The following is a 23,776-nucleotide window of genomic DNA, read 5'->3' on the forward strand; positions in this document are numbered from 1 at the left end:
CCGCCCGCAGGAAACCTCAGATAAGCGTGATGGTGGCCAGCTCACCTTGCGCGATGCCGCGCAGCGTGCGCCAGGCCAGGCCTAACACCAACAGGGTGGTGAAGCCCAGCAACATGAGCGCCAGGATGTGGACCAAGCCAGGTCCCAGGTAGGACGCGTAGTTCAGCGCGGCGATAGCGATGGCACTCATCGGAAAACCTGCGGCCCACCACGACACACGAAACGGGCAAGTGCCCGGCAAGTCGAGCAGCTTGGGCAGCAGCACGACCAGCATGAACAGCGCGAGGTAAAACAGGGCGCTGGCGAATAGGTCGATCTGCCTCACCGTGCCCACATAGGCCGAAAAACCCACGGCAAACGGTGCCATCAAAATCAGCAGCGAAGGCCGCTGCGCCCCGGGCATGGGTTCTTCAAACAGCAGGCGCGCAAAGATCAGGGTGAACAGCGGGATGGTGAAGAACAGGCCCACCGCCAGCGAAAACAAAGCCACTTCGTGCAGGCCGGGCCAGCCCAGCAGGTTGCCGACAATCGGGATGTCCAGCGTGCCGACCACGGGCACGATCCAGGCCGGCGTGGCTTGTGCGAACTTCTGGCGCACGCTCATCCAGCGTGTGACCATCCACCAGGCAAACAGCATCATCAACAGCGCGCCCAGCACCCACAAGGCCTCGGCCAGCGGCCGCGCATAAGGCAGCAACACGGCCGGCAAGAGCAGCAGCGAGATGATGAAGGTGCCGAAAAAGTTGGCGGCCACGGGGTGCATGAACTCGGCCCGCACGGCGGCCGGTGCACGCACCAGTTTCACTCCGTAGGCGGCACACAGCCCAAGAAAGGTCAGCACGGCGACCCCGCCTATGGTTTCCGAGATCAGTGCCGGCAGGTTGTAGGCCACGCCGGCGATGCGCCAGGCCATACACAGGCCGCACAAACTCATGACCGCGCCGAACAGGCTGACCGGCAGGTGGGACAGGGCGCTGTCGGGGCGGGTGGCCGTCGTTGTGTTCATGCCTGTCCTTGAGGAGTTTTCAAGGATTCTAGGCCCATAGCCCCCGTGTGACAAGCGTAATAAGCTATCAAATTAGTAGCGTTTGGGGGGGGGTCAGCCCACCATCAGCTTGTGCACCAGGTCGGCGGTGGTGGAGGCCTTGTATTTGCGCATCAGGCGGGCGCGGTAAATCTCCACGGTGCGGTGGCTGATGACCAGTGCGCGGCCGATTTCCTTGGAGGTCATGCCGTCCATCAGGTGGGCCGCGACCTCGCGTTCACGCGCCGTGAGTTCGGCCTTCACCGGTCGGCGCGAACTCAGGTCTTCAAAAGTCCAGATGCCGGACTCGTGTGGCGCGGCGCGGTTCAGCGCGCGGCCGGTGACATGGCACCAGAAAGTCTCGCCCTTGAGGCGTCCATCCACCCGCTTCATGATGCGGTCGTCGGCGTAATGGCCTTTGGTGTTGAGAATCGGCAACATGCGCGCGCCTATACGCTCGTATTCGTCCACGCTGGGGTAGAGAATCTGGAAAGACTGGCCTATCAGCTGCTCGCGCGCCGCGCCAAACATTTCGCACAGGTGCAGGTTGCAGTCCACAATGGCCCGGTTGCGCGAAAGCACCAGGCCGACCGGTGCCATGTCGAAGGCCAGACGGTAATCGATGTCCATTATGTTTTTGCGTTCCGGCGCTGGTGAGGGTTAAACTTTAAGGGGTACTACGTATGCGGCTAGGTAGTATCGTCAGGTTTTCAAAGTTTGTGTTGAAGTTCTGCAGGAGATTTTTGTGAATAAACTTTTTCCCTCCGCTGCCCAGGCTCTCCAGGGGGTCGTCAAGGATGGCCAACTGATGGCTGTTGGTGGTTTTGGCCTGTGCGGCATTCCCGAGGCTTTGATTCAGGCGCTGCGTGACAGCGGCGTGAAGAATCTCAGCGTCATCTCCAACAACGCCGGCGTGGACGGTTTTGGCCTGGGCAAACTGCTGGAGACGCGGCAGATCAAGAAAATGATTTCCAGCTACGTGGGTGAGAACAAGGAGTTCGAGCGCCAGTACCTGGCCGGCGAACTGGAACTGGAGTTCACCCCGCAGGGCACGCTGGCGGAAAAGCTGCGCGCCGGCGGTGCGGGCATTCCGGCTTTTTTCACCAAAACCGGTGTTGGCACCCAGGTGGCCGAAGGCAAGGAGTTGCGCGAGTTTGACGGCGAGACCTATGTGATGGAACGCGCGTTGATGCCCGAGGTGTCGCTGGTCAAGGCGCATGTGGCCGACAAGGCCGGCAATCTGCAGTTCCGCCTGACCGCACGCAACTTCAACCCGGCGGTGGCGATGGCCGGGAAGATCTGCATCGTGGAAGTCGAAAAAATTGTCGAAACTGGCGAGCTGGAGCCCGACCAGATCCATTTGCCCGGCATTTATGTGCACCGCATCGTGCTCAATGCCACGCCTGAAAAACGCATCGAAAAACGAACCATTACCGAGAAAGCGGGAGCCTGATATGCCTTGGAACCAAGACCAGATGGCCGCACGTGCGGCGCAAGAGCTTGAAGACGGTTTTTACGTCAACCTCGGCATAGGCATCCCGACCCTGGTGGCCAACTTTGTGCCCCAGGACAAGGAAGTCTGGCTGCAGTCGGAAAACGGCATGTTGGGCATAGGCGCTTTTCCGACCGAAGACGCGGTGGATGCCGACCTGATCAACGCCGGCAAACAAACCGTGACCACCATCAAGGGCTCGTCGATTTTTGGCAGCCATGACAGTTTTGCCATGATTCGCGGCGGCAAGATCAACCTGTCCATCTTGGGCGCCATGCAGGTCAGCGAACACGGCGACCTGGCGAACTGGATGATTCCCGGCAAGATGGTCAAGGGCATGGGCGGCGCCATGGACCTGGTGGCTGGCGTCAAACGTGTGATTGTGTTGATGGAACATGTGGCCAAAAAGAAGGACGGCACCGAGGACCTGAAAATCCTCGAAAAATGCAGCCTGCCTTTGACCGGTGTGGGCGTCGTGAACCGCATCATCACCGACCTGGCCGTCATGGATGTCACACCACAAGGCCTGAAAGTGGTGGAACTGGCGCCCGGCGTGACGCTGGAAGCCCTGCAAGCCAAGACCGGCTGCAAGCTGCATTAAAAGCGGATAAATCTTCGCCTACGGGTTAGAAAAGCGGCATTTATTGCCGCTTTTTTTTGACTTTTTTTGGGATTGCAGGACGCTGACCGCTTGCTGACGGGTGTTTGCAGATCGTGCTGTTCTGACAAACTGATACAAGGTTACAACTTTTTGAGCACAGATAATGAGGCGTTAGACTGAAATCACGATGTTCCGCCACCTCTTTTTTTCTCGGCCCGTGGCGTCCCGGGGGGGGTGGCCTGCGACAGGTCTGCTCGTCTTCACAATGCTCGCATTCTGGACGCTTGCCGCCGGCCCGGCTTTTGGCGCGGAAGGTGCCAAGCCGCTGGAGCGTGTGACGCTGCAACTCAAGTGGCTGCACCAGTTCCAGTTTGCCGGCTTTTATGCGGCGCAGGCCAAAGGGTTTTACAAGGACGAAGGGCTGGACGTCACCCTCAAGGAGGGCGGACAGGGCAAACCAGGTCTGGCCAGCGTGGTGGGTGGCCAGGCCCAGTTCGCCATTGCCGATTCGGACCTGTTGATCAACCGTATCAACGGCGAGCCGATTGTGGCGCTGGCGGCCATTTTTCAACATTCTCCGTATGTGATCCTGAGCCGGCAGGACAGCCATTTACGCACGCCCAGCGATCTGGTCGGGAAAACCGTCATGTTGTCGGAAGATCAGGGCGGCATTCAACTGCGTGCCATGTTGGCGCGCGAGGGAATTGACGAGAAACTTGTCAACATTGTTCCGCACTCATGGAAGCTTGAAGATTTGATCCAGGGCAAGGTCGATGCCATGTCGGCTTATGCCACGGTGGAGCCCCTGTTGATGCGTGCACGTGGCGTTGCGTCGGCCTTCATGCTCAGCCCGGACTATGGCGTGGATTTTTATGGCGATGTGCTGGTCACCACCGAAGCCCAGCTGGAGAAATCACCTGAAACAACGGCAGCCTTTCTGCGCGCGACCCGCAAGGGCTGGGATTACGCCATGGCGCATGAGGATGAAATCGCCGGCTTGATCCTGGGCATGGCGGGGGTGGCGCAACGCGGACTGACGCGCGAACTTCTGATCGCGGAAGCCCGCAGCATGCGCCCCTTCATCTTGCCGGAGGTGGTCGAGATCGGGCACATGAACCCGGCCCGGCTCGGGCATACGGCCCGCACGCTCGCGGATCTGGGGCTGGTCCGAGCGGACTATTCGCTGGCGGGGCTGATGTATGAGCCCAATGCCAGGGTCAATCCCCAAATCTTGCGTTGGGCCATGGGCGGTGGCCTGGCCGGCGGTGTGCTGGTGGCGCTGGTGTTTCTCTGGAATGTGCAGATTCGCCGCAACGTGCGCCAGCGGACACAACAATTGCAGGAAGAAGTCACGCGCCGGACCGAGGTGCAGCAGCAACTCAAGGTCAGCGAGGAACTGGTTCAGCTGATGTTTGGCACCGCGGCCGCCGGCCTGGTGATGAACACGCCCGATGGCCGTTTTCTGATGGCCAATCCTGCTTATTACGCGATCACCGGCTACACGGAAGGCGAACTGCGGACCATGGACATGCGCAAGCGGACGTTCACTGAAGACCTTCCGCGTTACGAAGGGCTCAGGGCGCGGATGATGGCCGGCGAGTTCGATACTTTCTCCGACGAGCAGCGCTGCGTCAAAAAAGATGGCGGTTTTGTGTGGATCAATGCCACGGTGTCGCTGGTGCGTTCGATGGATGGGGAGCCGACACATGTCATCGCCGTGGTCGAGGACATCACGGCGCGCCGGGCGACCGAGGAGCGTTTGCGCCAGAGCGAAATGCTGCTGGCGATCGCTGGTCGCACGGCCAGGCTGGGCGGCTGGATGCTGGACCTGTCGGCTGACCACGTGGTCTGGTCGGACGAAATCTGCAAAATCCATGGCGTTCCCTTGGGCAGCAAACCGCTGCGAAGTGAGTCGCAGCGTTACAACGCGCCGGAGTGGCAGGAGAAAATCAACGAAGTCTTCACCGCTTGTGCCGATGACGGGACGCCGTTTGATCTGGAGATGGAAATCATCAACCACCATGGGCACCGGCTGTGGATTCGCGCCATTGGCGAAGCGCTGCGGGACGAGAGCGGCAAAATCACCCGGATTCACGGCTCCTGCCAGGACATCACCGAACGCAAGCAGGCGCAAGAAAGTATTCTGCGCCTCAACGCCGAACTGGAAGAACGTGTGCGCCAGCGTACCGCCCAGCTCGAAGCCTTGAACCGGGACCTGGAATGTTTCTCCTATTCGGTGTCGCACGATCTTCGCTCGCCGCTCAATACCATCGATGGTTTCAGCCAGCTCATGGACCGCATGGATGCGGAAAAGCTGGGCGAAAAGGGCAAACATTACCTGGGCCGGATTCGCGCGGGCGCGCGGCAGATGGGGGCGCTGATCGACGGCCTGCTGGCCATGGCGAAATCCTCACAGGACAAGCTGCATTCCGAGCGCGTCGATCTTTCGGTCCTTGCCAGGCAGGCTGCGCAGGAATGCCGCGAGCGGGAACCCGGGCGCGAGGTCCAGCTGCAGATCCAGGACAAGATGCTGGTGCAAGGCGACCCGGTGTTGTTGTTGGCGATGCTTCAAAACCTGCTGGGCAATGCATGGAAGTTCACCGCCAAGCGGCCCGTCGCGCAGATTGCGGTGGGTTGCGAGCAAGGTGCAGGCGGCGAGCTGGTGTATTTCGTCAAGGACAACGGCGCCGGTTTTGACATGCGTTATGCCGACAAGCTGTTTGGCACTTTCCAGCGCCTGCATTCGGCGTCAGATTTTTCAGGAAGCGGTATTGGTCTGTCCACCGTGCAGCGCATCGTTTTCAGGCATGGCGGCCGGATCTGGGCCCACGCCGTCGAAGATCAGGGGGCGGAGTTTTATTTCACCCTGGGTTTGACGGAAGACCAGATCGCTGCCGTGGCCAGGTGATTGTCCATTTCGGCCAGCGATGATTCGCGGTGTGCGAAGAAATGGAGCGGGTGATGGGAATCGAACCCACGCTATTTGCTTGGGAAGCAAAAGTTCTGCCATTGAACTACACCCGCGTCTAAAAGCTTGCCAGCAAGCTTTTCTCTAAAACCTGGTCATGGATGGCAGGTTTGTGCGCATTTTACACGCCGAAATCAGCTGGCCTTAACGTCGCCAGTAAGGGGCCGGCAACGGCGGCAGCGCGAGCTCCGGCAGCGCGTGTTTCTGCAGGGCTGACAGGAGTTGTTTGTGGACCTGACGGGCGGCGGGCCGGTCCAGGTCGGTGCACAGGGCTCGGAGGTGAATTTTTGCCGCCATCCGGTCATTGCGCGCGCCCAGCACGGCTTGTGCTTTCTTCAGCCAGTCCAGCCACAACGTTGTGGCTTGCGGGTCGTACTGCTGGCCTATGAATTCGGTGAGGTAACGCAATTGTTTGGCCGCGATGCGCAAGCGGTGCAGGCGGGCCGGACTCAGGTGTTCAAGCCGGGCCAGGGCCTGTCGCAAGGGGTGGGCCAGTTTGTCCAGCCGCACCGCGAGTGCATCCGTGGGCAGGGTCGCGGTCGCGTCTGGTTGCGCCAGTCTGCGGCCCAGTTGCAACAACAGGCGCTGGGTCTCCCGTCCTTGCAGGGCGGCACTGGCTTGCAGGTGCGCCGTCTTTTGCAACAGGGCGGCGGCTTCTTGCAACTTTTGGCGCAAGGCGGCATCGTGCAGGGCGTTAACCAGCGGTGGCCAGGTTTCCTCGATGAAGACATCCCAATCGCGCGCCGCGCCCAGCCGCTGGCCCAAGGTCCGTAAACCGTCGCGCACCGGTGTGAGCTCGGCGGTGTTCCATTCGGCTGCGCGTGCCAGGGGGCCGCAAGCCACCCGCAGCCGCCGCACGGCAATTCGGACCTGGTGCAGGGATTCGCTGTCGTAAGGTTGGTGGTCGGGTGGATTCAGAAAACCCGCTTCGTTGCTCTGCCACTGGGCCAGGGACTGCGTGATGGCCTGACGGGCCACGGCCTGCGCATCGGCCCCGGGTTGCAGCGCTGGCTTGGCCGCTTTAAGTATCGGAGCGCTTGGCGGCGTACCGTGGGCCAGCCGGTTGCCGCGTTCGGCCTTGCTGCGATGGCCCAGCACCAGTGGATGCCTTTCGACCAGCAACAGGGCCAGCGAGAACACATCGTCCACGGGCCCATCTAGGAGTTCCAGCTCCAGTTCACACAGCGGTTCACGGCGATCGCCGGCGAGAATTTCGCCCTGATCGATGGCGAGTTCGACGTGGGCGCCCGTGGCGCCGCAAAGCAGTTGAAGCTGGCGCTCGAAGCGGGTGCGAAACTGCGGCCGCAGGGGCTCGCGCAGCGCTGTCAGCGTGGGCTCAAAGCTTGTTCCTGCCAGCGGCTGCCATTCGAGGGCCGGGCCGGCCACCGCAAACTCGATTTCTTCGCGCTGGTGCAAGCCCGCCTGGCTGCTGCCGCGGCCCTTGACGGTTTGTCGCCAGTGTTGGCCGTCGCTGCGCAGACGCAGGCTGATGCCGGCCTGCGCCAGGGCGTGCTGTTCGGTGTCGAAGTAAATGTTCTCGAGCTGCTGGCGGGTGCTGCGCAGTGGCGCCAACAGCGGGTCGGCGCGCAGCGCGGCCAGCGCTGAGGGGGGCAGTTGCAGCTTGAGTTCGATTTCCATGGCGAGGTCCGTCGCGTCTGTCGGGACGCGGGATCAAACCATGGTACTGCGCCGGAGCAGGAAACGCGAGGCCCGCAAAATGCCCGCGCAGTCGCCTCCGGCTTTGGCCGTGATCGAAAAGCTCAGGGCCGCAGGTAAGCCCAGCCTTCACTCTGCCTCTTCACGATTTCGGTCACGCCGGCCGGCACATAAGCGATGGCGGGCAACATATCGTCCTTGCTCAACTTCTGCCCGCGCATGGTGTTTTCGCAGGCCAGCACCTTGACGTTGGCCTTCATCGCGTCGGCGATACGGGCGCCAGTCGGCGAGTCGAGCTTGAGCATGCCTATGCCGGGGCCGTAGGCGACGATTTCAATGTCCACGTTGGCGGCGCCCACATCTTCCTGCAGGTTTCTGGCGTTGTTGAGCGCCAGGTTCCACTTGGCCGGGTCGCCGTCACTCATCTGGATCACGACTTTTTGACGTTTTTGGCCTGTAGCCCCCGCTGACTGGGCGTGAGCAGCTATCAAAAATGGAGTGGTTGCGGCCAGCGAGGCGAAAGCGCCCGCCTGGATAAAAGATCTGCGGTTCATGGGGGATGTCTCCGGGAGAAAGAGAGCGTATTTCACCATAGCGGCCAGCGCCGTGCAAACCACCTTGCCGCGACTGACAAGGTGGTTCGAAGGATGCGCATAGAACACCGCCATCAGCACCATGGCCGTCGCGGTGCGGAAGACCAGCACCGGAATGGCCCAGTTGATGTAGCTGTAAAACTCCCTGCTGCACATGGGTGCCGAACAGGCGTTTGACCCCGCTGTAGCGGTACAGCAGAATGCCCACGGCAAAACTCACGGCCAGCAAAAAATAGTTCAACCCGAACAAACGCATCACCGGGTTGTCGCCCGTGGCCAGCTTCACGAAGCTGGAGTTGACGGTGAAGTTGAGGGCCACCACGGCAAACAGGCCGCCTATGCTGATGTTGGTCAGCTCGAAGGCGTCGACCGCAAATTCGCCGTTTTCGTCGATTCGGTTCAGCCAGAAGACCAGCAGCGGACAAACAGTGGCACGAAGATCGTGGCCAGCAGGCTTTTCTGTTTGCGTTTGACCACCAGTGCGGCTTTCACGCGGGTGTTTTCCTCGCCGCGCCAGGCATTGACCGCGTCCTTGGACAACTCGACCAGACCGACGGACTAGCCGTCTAGCGTCACGCTGTGTTGCGTGTTGCTGAACTCGAGTTCGTCCTGGCGGTAGTCCAGCACCAGCCTTTCCAGTGGTTTACCCCGGCCAGGGTCACACCTTATTGTTTGAGGTAAACCTTGACCGCACGCACCATGAGGTCGGGCTCATCGGACTGAAAATCGCCATTGGTCATGAACACCACACTCACGCCCAGCTTGGGGATGTACCAGGTGTCGGCGTTGAAACCCGAGATCGAACCGTTATGCCCCCAGGCCTCGCCCCAGGGTGTGTCCTGGACCGAGCAACCCAGGCCGTAGCCGCTGTCGACATCTTCTTCCTGCACGCTGCACATCTGCGCTACGGTTTTGCGTGGCAGCAATTTGCCGTCGCGAAACAGGGCGAACAAAAAGGCTTCGTAGTCGGCGGCTGTGGTGACCACCGCGCCGTCGCCGGTGATGGCGCTCCAGCCGGAATAACTGACGTCCTGCCGCTTGTTGCTTTCGTTGACGGTGTAGCCATGGGCCAGCCCGCTGGCTTCCTTGCGCGCGCCTATGCTGGTGGCCGGCATGCCCACACGCTCAAAAATACGCTTTTGCACGGACTGGGCGTAACTGAGCCGGTCGGCCTGGCTGATCAGCTGACCCAGCAAGACATAGTTGGTGTTGGTGTAGATGTGTTCGCGGCCGGGGCGTGCCTGGGCTTTTTCGCCAAAAGCAAAGGCCAGCGATTCTTCGGCGCTCCACTGCTTCTCGGGTTGCTTGGCCGCTTCGCTTTCAAAGTCATCGGTGAAATATTCGGCCAGGCCAGAGCGGTGCTGCAGCAACTGCTCTACTGTGACGGTCTGGATGTTGCGCAGCTTGGTGATGCCGGGCACGTTTTTGACCCAGGGAAACACCGGGTCCGTCAGTTTGAAGCGCTGCTCCTGCACCAGCTGCAGCGTGGCCGCCGCGGTGATCAGCTTGCCGCTGGAGGCAATGTAAAAGCGGGTTTTCGGCGTCATGCGTTCGCGGGTTTTCAAATCGGCGAAGCCGGCGGCCACCACCTCGCGCCCTTGCGGGCCAGACACCAGCAAGACAGCGCCCGGCAGTTTTTCCTGCTTCACCAGGCGATCCAGAAAGGGCTGGAGCGGCGCCGCGAGGACGCGCACGGGCGCAACAGCCGCCACCAGGGCGGCCAGGGCCAGGCCCAGCAGCTGTGGACGTATCACTTGAGCATGTCGCCGAGGCAGAGGTATTTCATCTCCAGGTACTCGTCCATGCCGTGGCGTGAGCCTTCGCGGCCCAGGCCCGATTGCTTGACGCCGCCGAAAGGCACATGTTCGGTGGCGATCACGCCGGCGTTGATGCCGACCATGCCGTATTCCAGCGCTTCGGCCACGCGGAAGATGCGGCCCACATCGCGGCTGTAGAAATAACTGGCCAGGCCGAATTCGGTGTTGTTGGCCGCGTCAATCGCTTCCTGCTCGTGCTTGAAGCGGAACACCGGTGCAAACGGGCCAAAGGTTTCCTCCCGGGCGCACAACATGTCGGCCGTGGCGTCGGCCACCACGGTAGGCTCAAAAAACTGGCCCTGGATGTGGTGACCACCAGCCAGCAGCTTGCCGCCCTTGGCCAACGCGTCATCCACGTGGCGCTGCACTTTTTCAACGGCGGCATCTTCGATCAGCGGACCCTGCAACACGCCGTCTTCAAAACCGTTGCCGACCTTGAGCAGTTTGACCTTGGCGGCGAATTTTTCAACAAACTGGTCGTAGACGCCGTCCTGCACATAAATGCGGTTGGCGCAGACGCAGGTCTGGCCGGCGTTGCGGTATTTGCTGGCCATCGCGCCTTCCACGGCCGAGTCGATGTCGGCATCGTCAAACACGATGAAAGGTGCGTTGCCGCCCAGTTCCAGCGCGAGTTTTTTGACCGAAGGCGCACTTTGCGCCATCAGGATGCGGCCGACCTCGGTGGAGCCGGTGAAGCTGATGTGGCGTACCACGTCGCTGGCGCAAAACACCTTGCCGGCGGCAATCGAGTTGCTGCTGTCGGCCGTCAGCACGTTCAACACACCGGCCGGAATGCCGGCACGCACGGCCAGTTCGGCCGCGGCCAGCGCCGTCAGGGGTGTCAGTTCAGCCGGTTTGATGACCACCGGGCAACCGGCGGCCAGCGCCGGGGCGACCTTGCGTGTGATCATGGCCAGCGGAAAATTCCAGGGCGTGATGGCGGCGCAGACACCAATCGGCTGTTTGATCACCATCAGGCGGCGGTTGTTGTCAAAAGGCGGCAGGGTTTCGCCATTGACCCGTTTGGCTTCTTCGGCAAACCACTCGACAAAACTGGCGCCATAAGCGACTTCGCCTTTGGCCTCGGCAAAAGGTTTGCCCTGTTCGGCGGTCAGGATGCGACCCAGGTCTTCCTGGTTGGCCATCAACAACTGGTACCACTTGAGCAGGATGGCATGGCGCTCCTTGCCGGTTTTGCTGCGCCAGGCGGGCCAGGCGGCGTTGGCGGCGGCAATCGCGGCTTCGGCCTCCTGGGCGCCCAGGTTGGCCACGTCGGCCAGTTTCAGGCCGGTGGACGGGTCATTCACGTCAAAACGGCTGGTGCCCGCCACCCACTGGCCATTGATCAGGGCATCGGTCTTGAGCAGGCTGGGGTCTTTGAGCAGGGCCAGGGGGGAGGTTGTCATGTCCATCAATGTCTCTTTCGGTTGGGGACGCTCTGGTGCGGCGTGTGGGTAGCGAGCATAGCGCGTCAGCCGGTTTGGTGCAGAGGGGCGATCAACCGGACAAGGCCCGGCCAAACTTATAATCCAAAGCTCAGGCAAATCAAGCATTCAGGTGCGGTCGGCCGCGCCAGGCCATTTGCCCGGCCGGCGCCGATGGCATCAGCAACTACCAAAACATGAGCACACCCACTTTCACCGTCGCCGACATCCGCAAGAGCTTTCTTGATTTCTTCGCGTCCAAGGGCCATACCGTGGTGCCGTCCAGTTCGCTGGTGCCGGGCAACGACCCGACCCTGATGTTCACCAATTCGGGCATGGTGCAGTTCAAGGATGTGTTCCTCGGCACCGACAAGCGCCCTTATGTGCGCGCCACGTCGGTGCAGGCCTGCCTGCGTGCCGGCGGCAAACACAACGACCTGGAAAACGTCGGTTACACCGCGCGCCACCACACCTTTTTCGAGATGCTGGGCAACTGGAGTTTTGGCGACTACTTCAAGCGTGAATCGCTGAAGTGGGCCTGGGAGCTGCTGACCGAGGTCTACAAACTGCCGGCCGACCGCCTGCTGGCCACGGTCTACGAAGAGGACGACGAGGCCTACGACATCTGGACCAAGGAAATCGGCCTGCCACCGGAACGTGTGATCCGCATCGGCGACAACAAGGGCGGGCGTTACAAGTCCGACAACTTCTGGATGATGGCGGACACCGGGCCTTGCGGCCCCTGTTCTGAAATTTTCTACGACCACGGCGACCACATTGCCGGCGGACCGCCGGGCAGCCCGGATGAAGACGGTGACCGCTTCATCGAGATCTGGAACAACGTGTTCATGCAGTTCAACATGGCCGAAGACGGTTCCGTCACGCCGCTGCCCGCACCGTGCGTGGATACCGGCATGGGGCTGGAGCGCCTGGCCGCCATCCTGCAGCATGTGCACAGCAACTACGAAATCGACATTTTTGCTGCGCTGATCAAGGCCGCCTCGCGCGAAACCGGTGAGCCGGATCTGGGCAACAAGAGTCTGTTTGTCATCGCTGATCACATCCGCGCGACGTCATTCCTGGTCAGTGACGGCGTGAATCCGTCCAACGAAGGCCGCGGTTATGTGCAGCGCCGCATCATCCGCCGCGCAATTCGCCACGGCTACAAGCTGGGCAAAAAGACGCCGTTTTTCCACAAACTGGTGGCCGAACTGGTGGTGCAGATGGGCGACGCCTATCCCAAACTCAAGACGGATGAAGCGCGTATCACAGCGGTGCTCAAGGCCGAAGAAGAACGTTTCTTCGAAACGCTGGAAATCGGCATGACGATTCTGGACACGGCGCTGGCCGGTGGTGTCAAGGTGTTGCCGGGCGAGGTGGCTTTCAAGCTGCATGACACCTACGGCTTCCCGCTGGACCTGTCGGCCGACGTCTGCCGCGAGCGCGGCGTGGAAGTCGATGAGGCCGGCTTCAGGGCCGCGATGGACAAGCAGAAAAACCAGGCACGTGCCGCCGGCAAGTTCAAGATGGACCGCGCACTGGAATACACGGGCGAGGGCCATGCCTTCACCGGTTACGAGTTGCTGGAAGAGCCCGCCAAGGTGGTCGCGCTGTATGCCGACGGCGTGGCCGTGCAGGCGCTGAATGCCGGGCAAAGCGGTGTGGTCGTCTTGAACACCACGCCGTTTTATGCCGAAAGCGGCGGCCAGGTCGGTGACCAGGGCCGGTTGACGGCAGGTGGTGCGACCTTCACCGTGGAGGACACGCTGAAGATCAAGGCCGACGTGTTTGGCCACCATGGCACGCAGTCCGAAGGCACGCTCAAGGTCGGCGACACCGTGACGGCGCAGGTCAACACTGCCGTGCGCGCCGCCACCGTGCGCAACCACAGCGCCACCCACCTGATGCACAAGGCCTTGCGCGAAGTGCTGGGGGAGCATGTGCAGCAAAAGGGCAGCCTGGTGAATGCCGAACGCACCCGTTTTGACTTCACGCACAACGCGCCGGTGACGGACGAGCAGATCCGCGAGATCGAAGCCCGTGTCAATGCCGAAATTTTGTCCAATGTGGCGACCGACGCCAGCGAGATGGACATGGAAGCCGCGCAGAAAACCGGTGCCATGATGCTTTTCGGTGAAAAATACGGCGACAAGGTGCGTGTGCTCAGCATTGGCTCCAGCAAGGAACTTTGCGGCGGCACGCACGTGACACGTACCGGCGACATCGGCCTGTTCAAGATCGTGGCTGAAAGCGGCGTGGCGGCGGGTGTGCGCCGTGTTGAAGCCGTCACCGGCGACAACGCGCTGGCTTATTTGCAGTCGCTGGAATCCACGGTGCAGGCGGCGGCCGGCACACTCAAGGCCAGCCCGTCCGAACTGCAAAACCGCATTGGCCAGGTGCTGGACCAAGTCAAGACGCTGGAAAAAGAAGTGGCCGCCCTCAAGGGCAAGCTGGCTTCATCGCAAGGCGACGAGTTGATGCTGCAAGCGGTGGATATCAAGGGCCTGAAAGTGCTGGCCGCACGCCTGGAAGGTGCGGACGCCAAGACCCTGCGCGACACCATGGACAAGCTCAAGGACAAGCTGAAAACCGCGGTCATTGTGCTGGCCGCCGTGGACGGCGACAAGGTGCAGATCGCCGCCGGCGTGACGGCTGACAGCGTGGGCAAGGTCAAGGCCGGCGAACTCGTCAACTTTGTGGCCCAGCAAGTGGGCGGCAAAGGCGGCGGCAAGGCCGACATGGCCATGGCCGGCGGCACAGATGCCTCCAAACTGAGTGATGCGTTGAAGTCTGTCCAGGCCTGGGTCACCGAACGCGCCTGATCGCCTGATCGCGGCTGACACCTGTTGCGCCCGCGGAAGCAGCGGACGCAACAAAAACTCCTCAGGCCGCGACCCGATCCGCCAGCTGCCGCAAACTCGCCACGGTGCGCAGGCAGGCTTGCGCCACTTCCGTGCCTTTGACCAGGAAGTGCTCGCTGAAATAACGGCGATGTTCTTCGTGTTCATGGAAATGGTGTGGCGTCAACACGGCCGAGAACACCGGCACGCCGGTGTCGAGCTGCACCCGCATCAGGGCGCTGATCACGGCATCGGCCACAAACTCATGGCGGTAAATGCCGCCGTCCACCACCAGGCCGCAGGCGACGATGGCGGTGTAGCTGCCGGTGCGTGCGAGCAACTGCGCATGCAGGGGAATCTCAAAAGCGCCTGGCACTTCAAACACATCGATGTCCGAGGGCGACACGCCGTTTTTGGCCATTTCCGCCAAAAACGCGTCGCGCCCCTGGTTGACGATGCCGGCGTGCCAGGTCGCCTGGATAAAGGCATAACGGGCGGGATGGGCTTGCGGCTGGATAGCGGCCTGGGGAAGTCTGTCACTCATGGTTTCTCCTGAAAACGGTAAGCAATAACCGGTATCAGGGCGCACGAGTCTACGGCCCACCTGCAGGCCGGCGCTAAAGCACCAGCCCACGGCAGGGGCCATGAACTTCGCGATCTCTTTCATCCGGACTGTGACCGTCGGCTTCGGAGTTGAACCGAATCTGCTGACCCTGGCTTTGCTAACAAAGCCAGGCGCTCGCGGGCTGATGCGTTTGACCGCAAACACCGCCGGTGGGGAATCTCACCCCGCCCTGAGAACGCTTGCCCCGGATGGTTACGGGGACGGTTTATTCTAAAGCGGATCAAAAATACACGTGTCGCCGGTGCTACCGCGCAGGCCGGCGGTAGCTGTGGATCAGTTGATTTCAGCGATCAGTTCAATTTCAACGCAAGCACCGCGGGGGATTTGCGCCACACCAAACGCGCTGCGGGCGTGGGCACCCTTGGCGCCAAAGACTTGCCCGAACAATTCGCTGGCACCGTTGGTCACCAGGTGTTGTTCTGTGAACTCGCTGGTGGAGTTGACCAGGCTCATGAGTTTGACGATTTGTTTGACGTCGTTGAGGTCCTTGCCAATGGCCACCAGGGCCGCATGCAGGGTGCCCATCAGGTCGATGGCGATGGCGCGCGCTGCGGCCTGGCCTTCTTTGGTCTCCATGGTTTTACCGAGTTGGCCCACCCAGGGCTTGTCATCCTTCTTGGCAATGTTGCCGCTCAGAAAAAACAGTTTGCCGGTCTGCATATAAGGCACGTAGGCCGCGGCCGGCGTGGCGACGGGCGGCAGGGTGATCCCCAGGTTTTTGAGCGTGTCGTAAACGTTGGGCGAGGATGTGGTCATGGGAACTCCTGAAGCGCCATTCAAGCGCAGTTTGATGATAAAAAGTGCTTCCAGCCCTTGAGGGACGGGTGCAATCAGCTATGAAAATGGTAGCGAGAGCGGGCGAACTCGCTGCTTGCAGTTTAGCTGCTTGCGCCTGACCCAGGCGCGGGCGCTGTGTCCATGGGCGTCACGGTCACCGCCACGTCCAGCACATGGCGCGCGCCGCCGCGTATCACGCCACGCATGGGCGAGACGTCCAGAAAATCGCGGCCTGTGGCCAGGGTGATGTAGTCCTCGCCGGGCGCGCGGTTGTTGGTCGGGTCGAAGTCCAGCCAGGCGCCGGTCCCATCGGCCGTGGTGCAGTAGACCGAGGCCCAGGCGTGGGAGGCGTCGCTGCCGATCAGGCGCGGCTGGCCGGGCGCCGGCTGGGTCAGCAGGTAGCCGCTGACATAACGCGCCGGCACACCCATGGCGCGACAGCAGGCGACCATGATGTGGGCAAAGTCCTGGCACACCCCTTTGCCCAGTTGCAGCGCCTGCAGCGCCGGGGTGCCGACATCCGTGCTGTCGCTGTCGTAACGCATGTTTTGGTGGATACGTTCCATCAGGTCCTGCGCGGCTTGCGGCAGCGGCCGGCCCGGGGTAAAGCTGGGTTGTGCAAATTCCGCAAACTGCTCGTCGTAAGGCACATAAGGCGAGGCAAACACAAACTCGGCCGCGCTGTTGTAGCGGCCGCCGGCCCGGTAGCAAAACTGCTGGCCTACGTCTTCCCAGGGCAGGCCCGGCTGGACGTTGGGCGCCGGCGCCTGCGTGGCCACCACACTGTCGGCCACCACGGTCAGCTGATCGTGCGGGGCATGCAAGGAAAAAAACGTGCGGATGTTGCCATACACATCCGGCAGCTCGCGTAATTGCGCCGGCTGCGGACTGATGGTGAGTTGGTGGTGCAGCAGTTGCTGGTTTGCCAGGCTGGCCGGTTTGAGATGCAGCACATGGTGGGCATGCTCCACGGGGGGCGTGTAGGTGTACCGGGTTTCGTGGACGAGGTGAAGCAGCATGGCGTGGTAGACGTCCTAGGCGCCCAGGCTGTGCGCGTCTGGCGCCACGTGGCTGAAATAACGGCGGCCCAGGCTGTCCGACAGCGTGAACGCTGCGTTGCAGCATTGCGCCAGATGCGCCAGCAGCGCCTCGTCACGCTGCGCTTGCGGAGTGCTGGACTGGCACAGGTCGGCCAACGGCCAGCTGCCGGGGTCGGGCAGGGCCGCGCCCAAGTCGGGTGGCGACTGCGATGGTTCAGCGGTGTTTTTCGCCAGCCTGGCGAGCCGGCTGCGCAAGGTCTGGATCACGCCGCCCAGCGAGCGCGGATTGTCGCGGTCGAGGACCAGTAAATCCAGCAGCGCCGACACGTCGCGCTGCTGCTGGTAACGCGCACGGAAGGTGATGCTGCTGTCGAACAGGGCGAGGATGGCGTCAAAGCCGCTGTCGTCGTACACCGCGCCGGTTTCAAAACCGAGGATCAGCGCGGCGGCCAGCGTGTTCAGGCGTTCGAGATGGCGGCCTATGCTGAGCAGGCGCCAGCCGTCGTCGCGTGTCATGCGGTCGGTTTGTGCGCCTGTCATGGCGGCCAGAAAACCGCTGGCCGACTCCAGCGCACGCAAGGCTTCCACCGACGAATAGTCGAGGGCCGAAGGCACCGGGTGATGCTGGCCGCTGAAGGCCTCGCAGCGCCGGAAAAAATCCGCCTCGGCGCGCAGGATCACATGCCACTGTTCCTGCGACAAGCGTTCGCGCACTGTCGAGGCGGTGTCCTTGAGCGCGCGCAGGTTGTAACCAACGCTGGCGGTATGTGCGGTGTCGGTCAGGCCGGCGATCAAGGCCCGTTCGAACTCTCGGCGCGCCTGCGTGGCCGGCGGAACGGCATGGGGCAGCAGGCCGTTTCTGAGCGCCAGCGCCGACAACCAGGCCAGCAAGGCTTGTGAGGACTGGTCCTCGCCGCTGAGGGCGCGCAGGGTCAACTGGGCCAGTCGGATGGTGTTTTCTGTGCGTTCGGTGTAGCGACCCAGCCAGAACAGGTTTTCGGCAGCACGGCTGGACACCGGCGGCTTGTGCCGCGCCGGCAGGCTGGGCCAGACCAGCGGGGCGGTGTCGGCGGTGGTGGCCGAAGATGGCGTCGGCTCGGACAAGACCCAGACGTCGGCGCTGCTGCCGCCTTGTGGCATGGACGCCGTTTTGTGGTGGGACCCGCCCAGCCGCGCCAGCCCGCCCGGCAAGACCTGCCAGTCGCCCGCGCCGTCGGCCACGACAAACACGCGCAGCATGGTGGAGCGCGGGGTGATTTTGTGCTTGTGCCAGGTCGGTGCCTGGGACAGCGGCAGACAGGCTTGCAGGGTGTAATCGCCGCTGCGTTTGCCAAGGCGCTCGGCCCAGACGTCCAGCTCAGCGGGCGGCAGGTTTTGCGCCATCACCGATGTGATGCCGGCATCCGGGTAGGTGCCCTTGATGACATGGTCCTGGAGCTGCGGCAGGGCTTGCTGCAGCGCGGCCTGTTCGCCACACCACCAGGTGGCCAGCGAGGGCAAGGCCAGCGGCTCGTTCAGCAGGTGGCGCGACAGCGCCGGCAAAAATCCCAGCAGCGCACTGGATTCGAGAAAGGCCGAACCCGGCGCATTGGCGACCAGCACCTGGCCCGCGCGTATCACCTGCAGCAGGCCGGGCACGCCCAGCGTGGAGTCCGAGCGCAATTCAAGCGGATCCAGAAATTCGTCGTCCAGGCGTGTGAGCAGGCCGTGTACCGGCTCCAGCCCCTGCAAGGTCTTGAGGTACAGCCTGTCATCGCGCACCAGCAAGTCGCTGCCTTCGACCAGGCTCAAGCCCAAGTGGCGCGCCAGGTAGGCGTGTTCGAAATAAGTCTCGTGGTAGGGCCCGGGGGTTAGCAACACGATGCGGCTGTCTTCGCCGGGCGGGGCCGGGCTGGCCGCTTTCATGCCGTCGACCAAGGCCTTGTAGGTCGCGGCCACACGTTGTACCCGCATTTCCCGGAAAGCCTGCGGAAACAGCCGCGAAATGGCCACGCGGTTTTCCAGCAGATAACCCAGGCCGGACGGCGCCTGGGTTTTTTGCGCGACCACCCACCAGTGTCCGTTGGGGCCACGTGCCAGGTCGAAGGCCGCGATGCGCAAAAACGTGCCGCCCACCGGCAACACGCCGTGCATGGCACGCAGGTAGCCGGGGTGGCCTTGCACCAGTGCGGCGGGCAACAGGCCTTGTTGCAGCAACTGTTGCGGGCCGTACACATCGGCCATGATGCGGTCCAGCAGCCGGGCGCGCTGGCGCACGCCCGTGGCGATCTGCGCCCAGTCCTGGGCGCCAAGAATCAGCGGAAACAGGTCCAGCGGCCAGGGCCGCTGCGGGCCATCGGCATCGGCGTAGACGTTGTAGCTCACGTCGTTATCGCGGATTTGTTTATGCAGGTTGGCCGTGCGGTGGTCCAGATCGTCCAGACCCTCGGGGCCCAGCAAGTCGAAGAACTGTTTCCATGGGGGGGCCAGTGCCGGGTTGGGGGCCTGGTCCGAAGGCGCACCGCGAAGCTCGTCAAAATGGCCATCCGCAGCTGGCAGCGCCAGCGCGGCGGCGAGAGGAGATGGGTTGTTTTTCACGGTGTGCCAAGTATGCCTTTCTGCGCGTTCCCGGTCTTGCTTGACGGTGGCGGGATGTACAGAAACAAGGTCCGGCATGCTTCTGCTCCCCCAATCACGGCTTTAAGGCTTTAATACAGGCAGGGCGCATAGCGCGCCCTTGAACCGCTTCGTGCCGCGGGCACACAAGTCGTCAACCAGGGGAGGCCAGTGCGTCGAACGATGTCAGCCACACCGCCGGGCAGGCTGTTGAGCCTGGTTTTTTGCGGCTTTGTTGCGGGCGCAGCCCTGCAGTTGCAGCAGCGGGCGTTGCTGGATTCCTGGCTGTATGCCGTTTTGGTGGCCTTGGTGCTGACCTCGGCCGCCGGGCTGGCGCGTTGGTGGATGGGCAGGAAAGCCGGGTTTCCGCTGGTCGCTGCGGCGACGCTTTTGTTGGCGCTGATTTTCGGTTTTGGGCTGACGGGCTTGCGCGCCGCGATTTTTCAGGCAGGTGCGCTGAACCCGGCGCTGGAAGGCCAAGACATCACGGTGACCGGCCGGGTTCTGGCCATGCCGCAACGCAGTGAGGATGGCCTGCGTTTTCGTTTTGCCGTCGCGTCGGCCCGGCTGGACGGGCGGCCCGTGGTGTTGCCGGCGCAGATCTACTTGGGCTGGTACGCGGGATTTGGCGGCCGCGAGGCTGCGCCTTCCACCACCGGGCCGGACAACCCTGAGACTGACGCGACTCCGGCCGCGACACTGGCGCTGCAGCGCCAGCCACAGCCCCTGCGCGCGGGTGAAACATGGCGCATGACGGTGCGCCTGAAGGCGCCGCACGGCAACAGCAACCCGCACGGGTTTGATTACGAGCTCTGGTTGTGGGAACAGGGCTTGCAGGCCACGGGTTATGTGCGCGTGGGGTCGCATGATGTCCCGCCCATCAAACTGGCCAATGGCTGGCGCCACCCGGTCGAGCGGGCGCGCCAGGCTGTGCGTGACGCCGTGTTTACGCGTGTGGCCGACCGTCAACTGGCCGGCGTGGTGGCGGCCTTGTTGGTCGGTGACCAGAACGCGATCGAACGTGCCGACTGGGATGTATTTCGTGCCACCGGGGTCGCCCACCTGATGTCCATTTCAGGGCTCCATATCACGATGTTCGCCTGGCTGGCGGCGCGCGGCATCGCCTGGCTGTGGCGGCGGTCTGTGCGCTGGACGCCACGGTTATGTCTGGCCTTGCCGGCCAGCACAGCCGGCGCCTGGGGTGGCTTGTTGCTGGCGGCGGCTTATGCGCTGTTTTCGGGCTGGGGTGTGCCGGCGCAACGCACGGTCTGGATGCTGGCGGTGATGGTCTTGTTGCGTCAAAGCGGCAAGCGCTGGCCCTGGCCGCAAGTCTGCTTGTTGGCCATGGCGGCGGTGGTGGCGCTGGATCCCTGGGCCTTGATGCAGGCGGGGTTCTGGTTGTCTTTTGTGGCGGTGAGTGTGTTGTTTGCTAGCAATTCAGGAGCTTCTAGTGTCCATGGGGAGAGGGCTGGCGGCCAATTGGATGCCGAAAGCCAGCCCTTCACGATCTGGCGTATGTCCTGGCTGGCGCGGGCAGCGGGTGCGTTGGGGCGGGCCGCGCGCGAGCAATGGGTGGTCACGCTGGCGCTCACGCCTTTGTCGCTGCTGCTGTTCAACCAGGGCTCCCTGGTCGGCCTGCTGGCCAACGCCTTGGCGATTCCCTGGGTGACCTTGCTGGTGACTCCATTGACCATGTTAGGCGTGCTCTGGGCGCCGGCCTGGGATGGCGCGGCGGCGGCCGTGGCCGGGCTGATGGTGTTTTTGCAGTGGCTGGCCGCCTGGCCGCTGGCCAGCATCAGTGTGGCGGCTGCGCCGCTGTGGTGTGCGCTGGCGGGGGTGGCCGGCGGCGTGTTGCTGGCGATGCGCCTGCCCTGGCACTGGCGGGTGCTGGGTGTGCCCTTGCTGCTGCCGGTCTTGTTATGGCAGGCGTTGCGGCCGGAGCCTGGTCAGTTTGAGTTGCTGGCCGCCGACGTGGGGCAGGGCAATGCCTTGCTGGTCCGCACCGCCGGCCACACGCTGGTGTATGACACCGGCCCGCGCTTCTCGCGCGAAAGTGATGCCGGGCACAGGGTGTTGGTGCCTTTGCTGCGGGCCTTGGGTGACCGTGTGGACACCGTGATGCTGAGCCACCGGGACAGCGACCACATAGGCGGCGCACCGGCGGTGCTGGCCATGCAGCCGCAGGCTGCCCTGCTGAGTTCCATCGAAGCGAGTCATCCGCTGCAGGCCTTGCGCCCCTCGACACGCTGCGTGGCCGGCCAGCGCTGGTGGTGGGATGGTGTTCAGTTTGAGGTGTTACATCCGGCGGCGGAGGATTACGCCTTGCCGAACAAATCCAATGCCATGAGTTGTGTGCTGCGTATCTCCAATGGCCATAGCAGTGTCTTGCTGGCCGGCGACATCGAACTGGCGCAGGAGCAGCGCCTGGTGACGGCGGGCGCACCTGTCCAGGCCGATGTGCTGCTGGTGCCGCACCATGGCAGCAAGACCTCGTCCAGCGCGGTGTTTCTGGATGCCGTGCAGCCCCGACTGGCGCTGGCGCAGGCCGGTTACCGCAACCGCTTTGGCCACCCGGCACCGCCTGTGCTGGCGCGTTACCGCGAACGCGGCATTGCGGTGTTTGCTTCCCCGGTGTGCGGCGCGGCCAGCTGGAGCAGCCAGCAGCCGGGCCTCATCCGCTGCCAGCGGCAGGTGGGTCTGCGTTACTGGCATCACCAGCCTTCGCCGGGAGCGCCTGATCCGGGCAAATAGGGCGCAGCCTTACAGCATACTGGCGCATTACTTGCTAAGCTGGATGCATCGACATACTCAAGACACATTCCGGAGATAAGCCGATGAGCCGACTCAAGTTTGACGAGATGAATACCGCCGATAGCGGGGTGCGTGAACACTACCAGGGTTACCAGCGCTGGCTGGCGCGGCAGACGGCGACTGTCATGCAGGCCAGGCGGGCCGAGGCGGAGATGATTTTCCGCCGGGTTGGCATCACGTTTGCCGTCTATGGCGACAAGGACGACGGCAACCTGGACACCGGCGGCACCGAAAGGCTGATTCCCTTTGACCTGATCCCTCGCATCATCCCGGCGCATGAATGGAAAAAATTGGAGTTGGGCCTGGTGCAACGTGTCACCGCGTTGAACCGTTTTATCCACGACGTCTACCACGGCCAGGAGATCGTCAAGGCCGGCGTGATCCCGTCGGAGCAGATTTTCCAGAACGCGCAGTTTCGCCCTGAAATGATGGGCGTGAAGGTGCCCGGCAACATCTACTCGCACATCAGTGGCATCGACATCGTGCGCGCGCCCAACGCGCAAGGCGAGGGCGAATATTACGTGCTGGAGGACAACCTGCGGGTGCCCAGCGGCGTCAGCTACATGCTGGAAGACCGCAAGATGATGATGCGGCTGTTTCCCGACCTGTTCAGCGAAAACCGCGTGGCGCCGGTGGCGCATTACCCCGATTTGTTGCTGGAGACCCTGCGCGCCAATTCGCCGGCGCACCGCGCCGAACCGACCGTGGTGGTGCTGACGCCCGGCATGTACAACGCGGCCTATTTTGAACACGCCTTCCTGGCGCAACAAATGGGTGTGGAGCTGGTCGAAGGACAAGACCTGTTTGTGAAGGACAACTTTGTGTACATGCGCACCACGCGCGGCCCCAAACGTGTGGATGTGATTTACCGCCGCGTGGATGATGATTTTCTCGACCCGCTGGCCTTCCGGCCGACCTCGACGCTGGGCTGCGCCGGCCTGCTCAATGTCTACCGCAGCGGCAATGTGGCCTTATGCAACGCCATCGGCACGGGGGTGGCGGACGACAAGTCCATCTATCCCTATGTGCCGAAAATGATCGAGTTCTACCTTGGCGAAAAACCGATTCTGAACAATGTGCCGACCTATATGTGCCGCAACCCGGAGGACCTCAAATACACCCTGGCCCACATGAAAGACCTGGTGATCAAGGAAGTGCATGGTGCCGGTGGTTACGGCATGCTGGTCGGCCCGGCGTCCACCAAGGCCGAGATCGAGGACTTTCGCAAAGCCGTGCTGGCCAACCCGGCCGGCTACATCGCGCAGCCGACACTCAGTCTGTCGACTTGCCCGACCTATGTCGACAGCGGCATCGCGCCGCGCCACATCGACCTGCGGCCTTTTGTGCTGAGCGGCAAAACCGTGCAGATGGTGCCGGGCGGGCTGACCCGCGTGGCGCTGAAAGACGGCTCGCTGGTGGTCAACTCCTCGCAGGGGGGCGGCACCAAGGACACCTGGGTGCTGGAAGATGGCGACACATCGGGTCTGTCGCCAAGCCAGCCGCTGGCATAGCA

18 protein-coding genes, 1 tRNA gene, 1 pseudogene and 1 riboswitch are annotated in these 23,776 nt (G+C 62.6%); of the genes and pseudogenes, 8 read left to right on the forward strand and 12 right to left on the reverse strand.

Annotation, left to right across the window (positions count from 1 at the left end):
* Window positions 1-16 precede the first annotated feature (16 nt).
* Both ACHMXK_RS08500 and ACHMXK_RS08505 read right to left on the reverse strand, forming a co-directional pair.
* The gene (locus tag ACHMXK_RS08500) at window positions 17-1,006 is read right to left on the reverse strand and encodes an SLAC1 anion channel family protein (protein ID WP_397439415.1); all 990 of its coding nucleotides are present in this window, start codon (window positions 1,004-1,006) and stop codon (window positions 17-19) included.
* A gap of 93 nt (window positions 1,007-1,099) precedes the next feature.
* Complete coding sequence (locus ACHMXK_RS08505) at window positions 1,100-1,654, reverse strand: LuxR C-terminal-related transcriptional regulator (protein WP_397439416.1); 555 nt, start codon at window positions 1,652-1,654, stop codon at window positions 1,100-1,102.
* Between the two features lie 115 nt (window positions 1,655-1,769).
* Here ACHMXK_RS08505 and ACHMXK_RS08510 point away from each other — a divergent pair, with 115 nt between their 5' ends.
* From ACHMXK_RS08510 to ACHMXK_RS08520, 3 genes and pseudogenes are all read left to right on the forward strand, one after another.
* Window positions 1,770-2,477: a CoA transferase subunit A gene (locus ACHMXK_RS08510; RefSeq protein WP_397439418.1), complete on the forward strand. Its 708-nt coding sequence runs from the start codon at window positions 1,770-1,772 to the stop codon at window positions 2,475-2,477.
* Window position 2,478: 1 nt separating this feature from the next.
* The gene (locus tag ACHMXK_RS08515) at window positions 2,479-3,117 is read left to right on the forward strand and encodes a CoA transferase subunit B (protein ID WP_397439420.1); all 639 of its coding nucleotides are present in this window, start codon (window positions 2,479-2,481) and stop codon (window positions 3,115-3,117) included.
* Between the two features lie 265 nt (window positions 3,118-3,382).
* Window positions 3,383-4,093 (forward strand): annotated as a pseudogene (locus tag ACHMXK_RS08520) (ABC transporter substrate-binding protein); the annotation flags it as partial.
* Here ACHMXK_RS08520 and ACHMXK_RS08525 read toward each other — a convergent pair.
* Entirely contained in the window at window positions 4,081-4,263 is a 183-nt protein-coding gene (locus ACHMXK_RS08525; RefSeq protein ID WP_397442480.1) for a hypothetical protein, read from the reverse strand. The pseudogene ACHMXK_RS08520 and the gene ACHMXK_RS08525 sit on opposite strands and share 13 nt — an antisense overlap.
* A gap of 97 nt (window positions 4,264-4,360) precedes the next feature.
* On the opposite strand from ACHMXK_RS08525, the gene ACHMXK_RS08530 reads away from it, so the two are divergent.
* A complete protein-coding gene (locus ACHMXK_RS08530; protein WP_397442481.1) occupies window positions 4,361-6,025 on the forward strand; it encodes a PAS domain S-box protein in 1,665 nt (554 codons plus the stop codon).
* 42 nt (window positions 6,026-6,067) lie between these two features.
* Here the strand turns inward: ACHMXK_RS08530 and ACHMXK_RS08535 are convergent.
* The 3 genes from ACHMXK_RS08535 to ACHMXK_RS08545 all read right to left on the reverse strand — a co-directional run bounded on the left by ACHMXK_RS08535 (window position 6,068) and on the right by ACHMXK_RS08545 (window position 8,490).
* A tRNA-Gly gene (locus ACHMXK_RS08535) sits at window positions 6,068-6,141 on the reverse strand.
* Window positions 6,142-6,229: 88 nt separating this feature from the next.
* Entirely contained in the window at window positions 6,230-7,723 is a 1,494-nt protein-coding gene (locus ACHMXK_RS08540; RefSeq protein ID WP_397439422.1) for a CHAD domain-containing protein, read from the reverse strand.
* A 122-nt stretch (window positions 7,724-7,845) separates the two neighbouring features.
* Entirely contained in the window at window positions 7,846-8,490 is a 645-nt protein-coding gene (locus ACHMXK_RS08545; RefSeq protein WP_397439424.1) for a DsrE family protein, read from the reverse strand.
* Between ACHMXK_RS08545 and ACHMXK_RS08550 the strand changes: the two genes are divergently transcribed.
* Entirely contained in the window at window positions 8,489-8,896 is a 408-nt protein-coding gene (locus tag ACHMXK_RS08550) for a hypothetical protein (protein ID WP_397439426.1), read from the forward strand. The genes ACHMXK_RS08545 and ACHMXK_RS08550 overlap by 2 nt on opposite strands.
* A 103-nt stretch (window positions 8,897-8,999) precedes the next feature.
* Here ACHMXK_RS08550 and ACHMXK_RS08555 read toward each other — a convergent pair whose 3' ends face one another.
* Both ACHMXK_RS08555 and ACHMXK_RS08560 read right to left on the reverse strand, forming a co-directional pair.
* A complete protein-coding gene (locus ACHMXK_RS08555; protein ID WP_397439427.1) occupies window positions 9,000-10,088 on the reverse strand; it encodes a serine hydrolase domain-containing protein in 1,089 nt (362 codons plus the stop codon).
* Window positions 10,085-11,563: an NAD-dependent succinate-semialdehyde dehydrogenase gene (locus ACHMXK_RS08560; protein ID WP_397439429.1), complete on the reverse strand. Its 1,479-nt coding sequence runs from the start codon at window positions 11,561-11,563 to the stop codon at window positions 10,085-10,087. Before ACHMXK_RS08560 ends, ACHMXK_RS08555 begins: the two co-directional genes overlap by 4 nt.
* 209 nt (window positions 11,564-11,772) lie before the next feature.
* On the opposite strand from ACHMXK_RS08560, the gene alaS reads away from it, so the two are divergent.
* Window positions 11,773-14,397: an alanine--tRNA ligase gene (gene alaS, locus ACHMXK_RS08565; RefSeq protein WP_397439431.1), complete on the forward strand. Its 2,625-nt coding sequence runs from the start codon at window positions 11,773-11,775 to the stop codon at window positions 14,395-14,397.
* A gap of 61 nt (window positions 14,398-14,458) precedes the next feature.
* Here alaS and ACHMXK_RS08570 read toward each other — a convergent pair whose 3' ends face one another.
* From ACHMXK_RS08570 to ACHMXK_RS08585, 4 genes are all read right to left on the reverse strand, one after another.
* Complete coding sequence (locus ACHMXK_RS08570; protein ID WP_397439433.1) at window positions 14,459-14,959, reverse strand: 6,7-dimethyl-8-ribityllumazine synthase; 501 nt, start codon at window positions 14,957-14,959, stop codon at window positions 14,459-14,461.
* Window positions 14,960-15,066: 107 nt separating this feature from the next.
* Window positions 15,067-15,221: riboswitch (FMN riboswitch) on the reverse strand.
* A gap of 92 nt (window positions 15,222-15,313) precedes the next feature.
* On the reverse strand, window positions 15,314-15,796 hold the full coding sequence (locus tag ACHMXK_RS08575; protein WP_397439435.1) for a RidA family protein: 483 nt from the start codon (window positions 15,794-15,796) through the stop codon (window positions 15,314-15,316).
* A 122-nt stretch (window positions 15,797-15,918) separates the two neighbouring features.
* On the reverse strand, window positions 15,919-16,836 hold the full coding sequence (locus tag ACHMXK_RS08580; protein ID WP_397439437.1) for a transglutaminase N-terminal domain-containing protein: 918 nt from the start codon (window positions 16,834-16,836) through the stop codon (window positions 15,919-15,921).
* Between the two features lie 15 nt (window positions 16,837-16,851).
* Window positions 16,852-19,512, reverse strand: coding sequence for a circularly permuted type 2 ATP-grasp protein (locus tag ACHMXK_RS08585; RefSeq protein WP_397439439.1), 2,661 nt, complete (start codon window positions 19,510-19,512; stop codon window positions 16,852-16,854).
* A gap of 150 nt (window positions 19,513-19,662) precedes the next feature.
* On the opposite strand from ACHMXK_RS08585, the gene ACHMXK_RS08590 reads away from it, so the two are divergent.
* Both ACHMXK_RS08590 and ACHMXK_RS08595 read left to right on the forward strand, forming a co-directional pair.
* Entirely contained in the window at window positions 19,663-22,203 is a 2,541-nt protein-coding gene (locus ACHMXK_RS08590; RefSeq protein WP_397439441.1) for a DNA internalization-related competence protein ComEC/Rec2, read from the forward strand.
* Between the two features lie 83 nt (window positions 22,204-22,286).
* A complete protein-coding gene (locus ACHMXK_RS08595; RefSeq protein WP_397439443.1) occupies window positions 22,287-23,774 on the forward strand; it encodes a circularly permuted type 2 ATP-grasp protein in 1,488 nt (495 codons plus the stop codon).
* The last annotated feature ends 2 nt before the right edge of the window (window positions 23,775-23,776 follow it).

The sequence above is a fragment of the Polaromonas sp. UC242_47 genome (assembly GCF_044452385.1).
Taxonomy (GTDB): Bacteria; Pseudomonadota; Gammaproteobacteria; order Burkholderiales; family Burkholderiaceae_C; genus Polaromonas.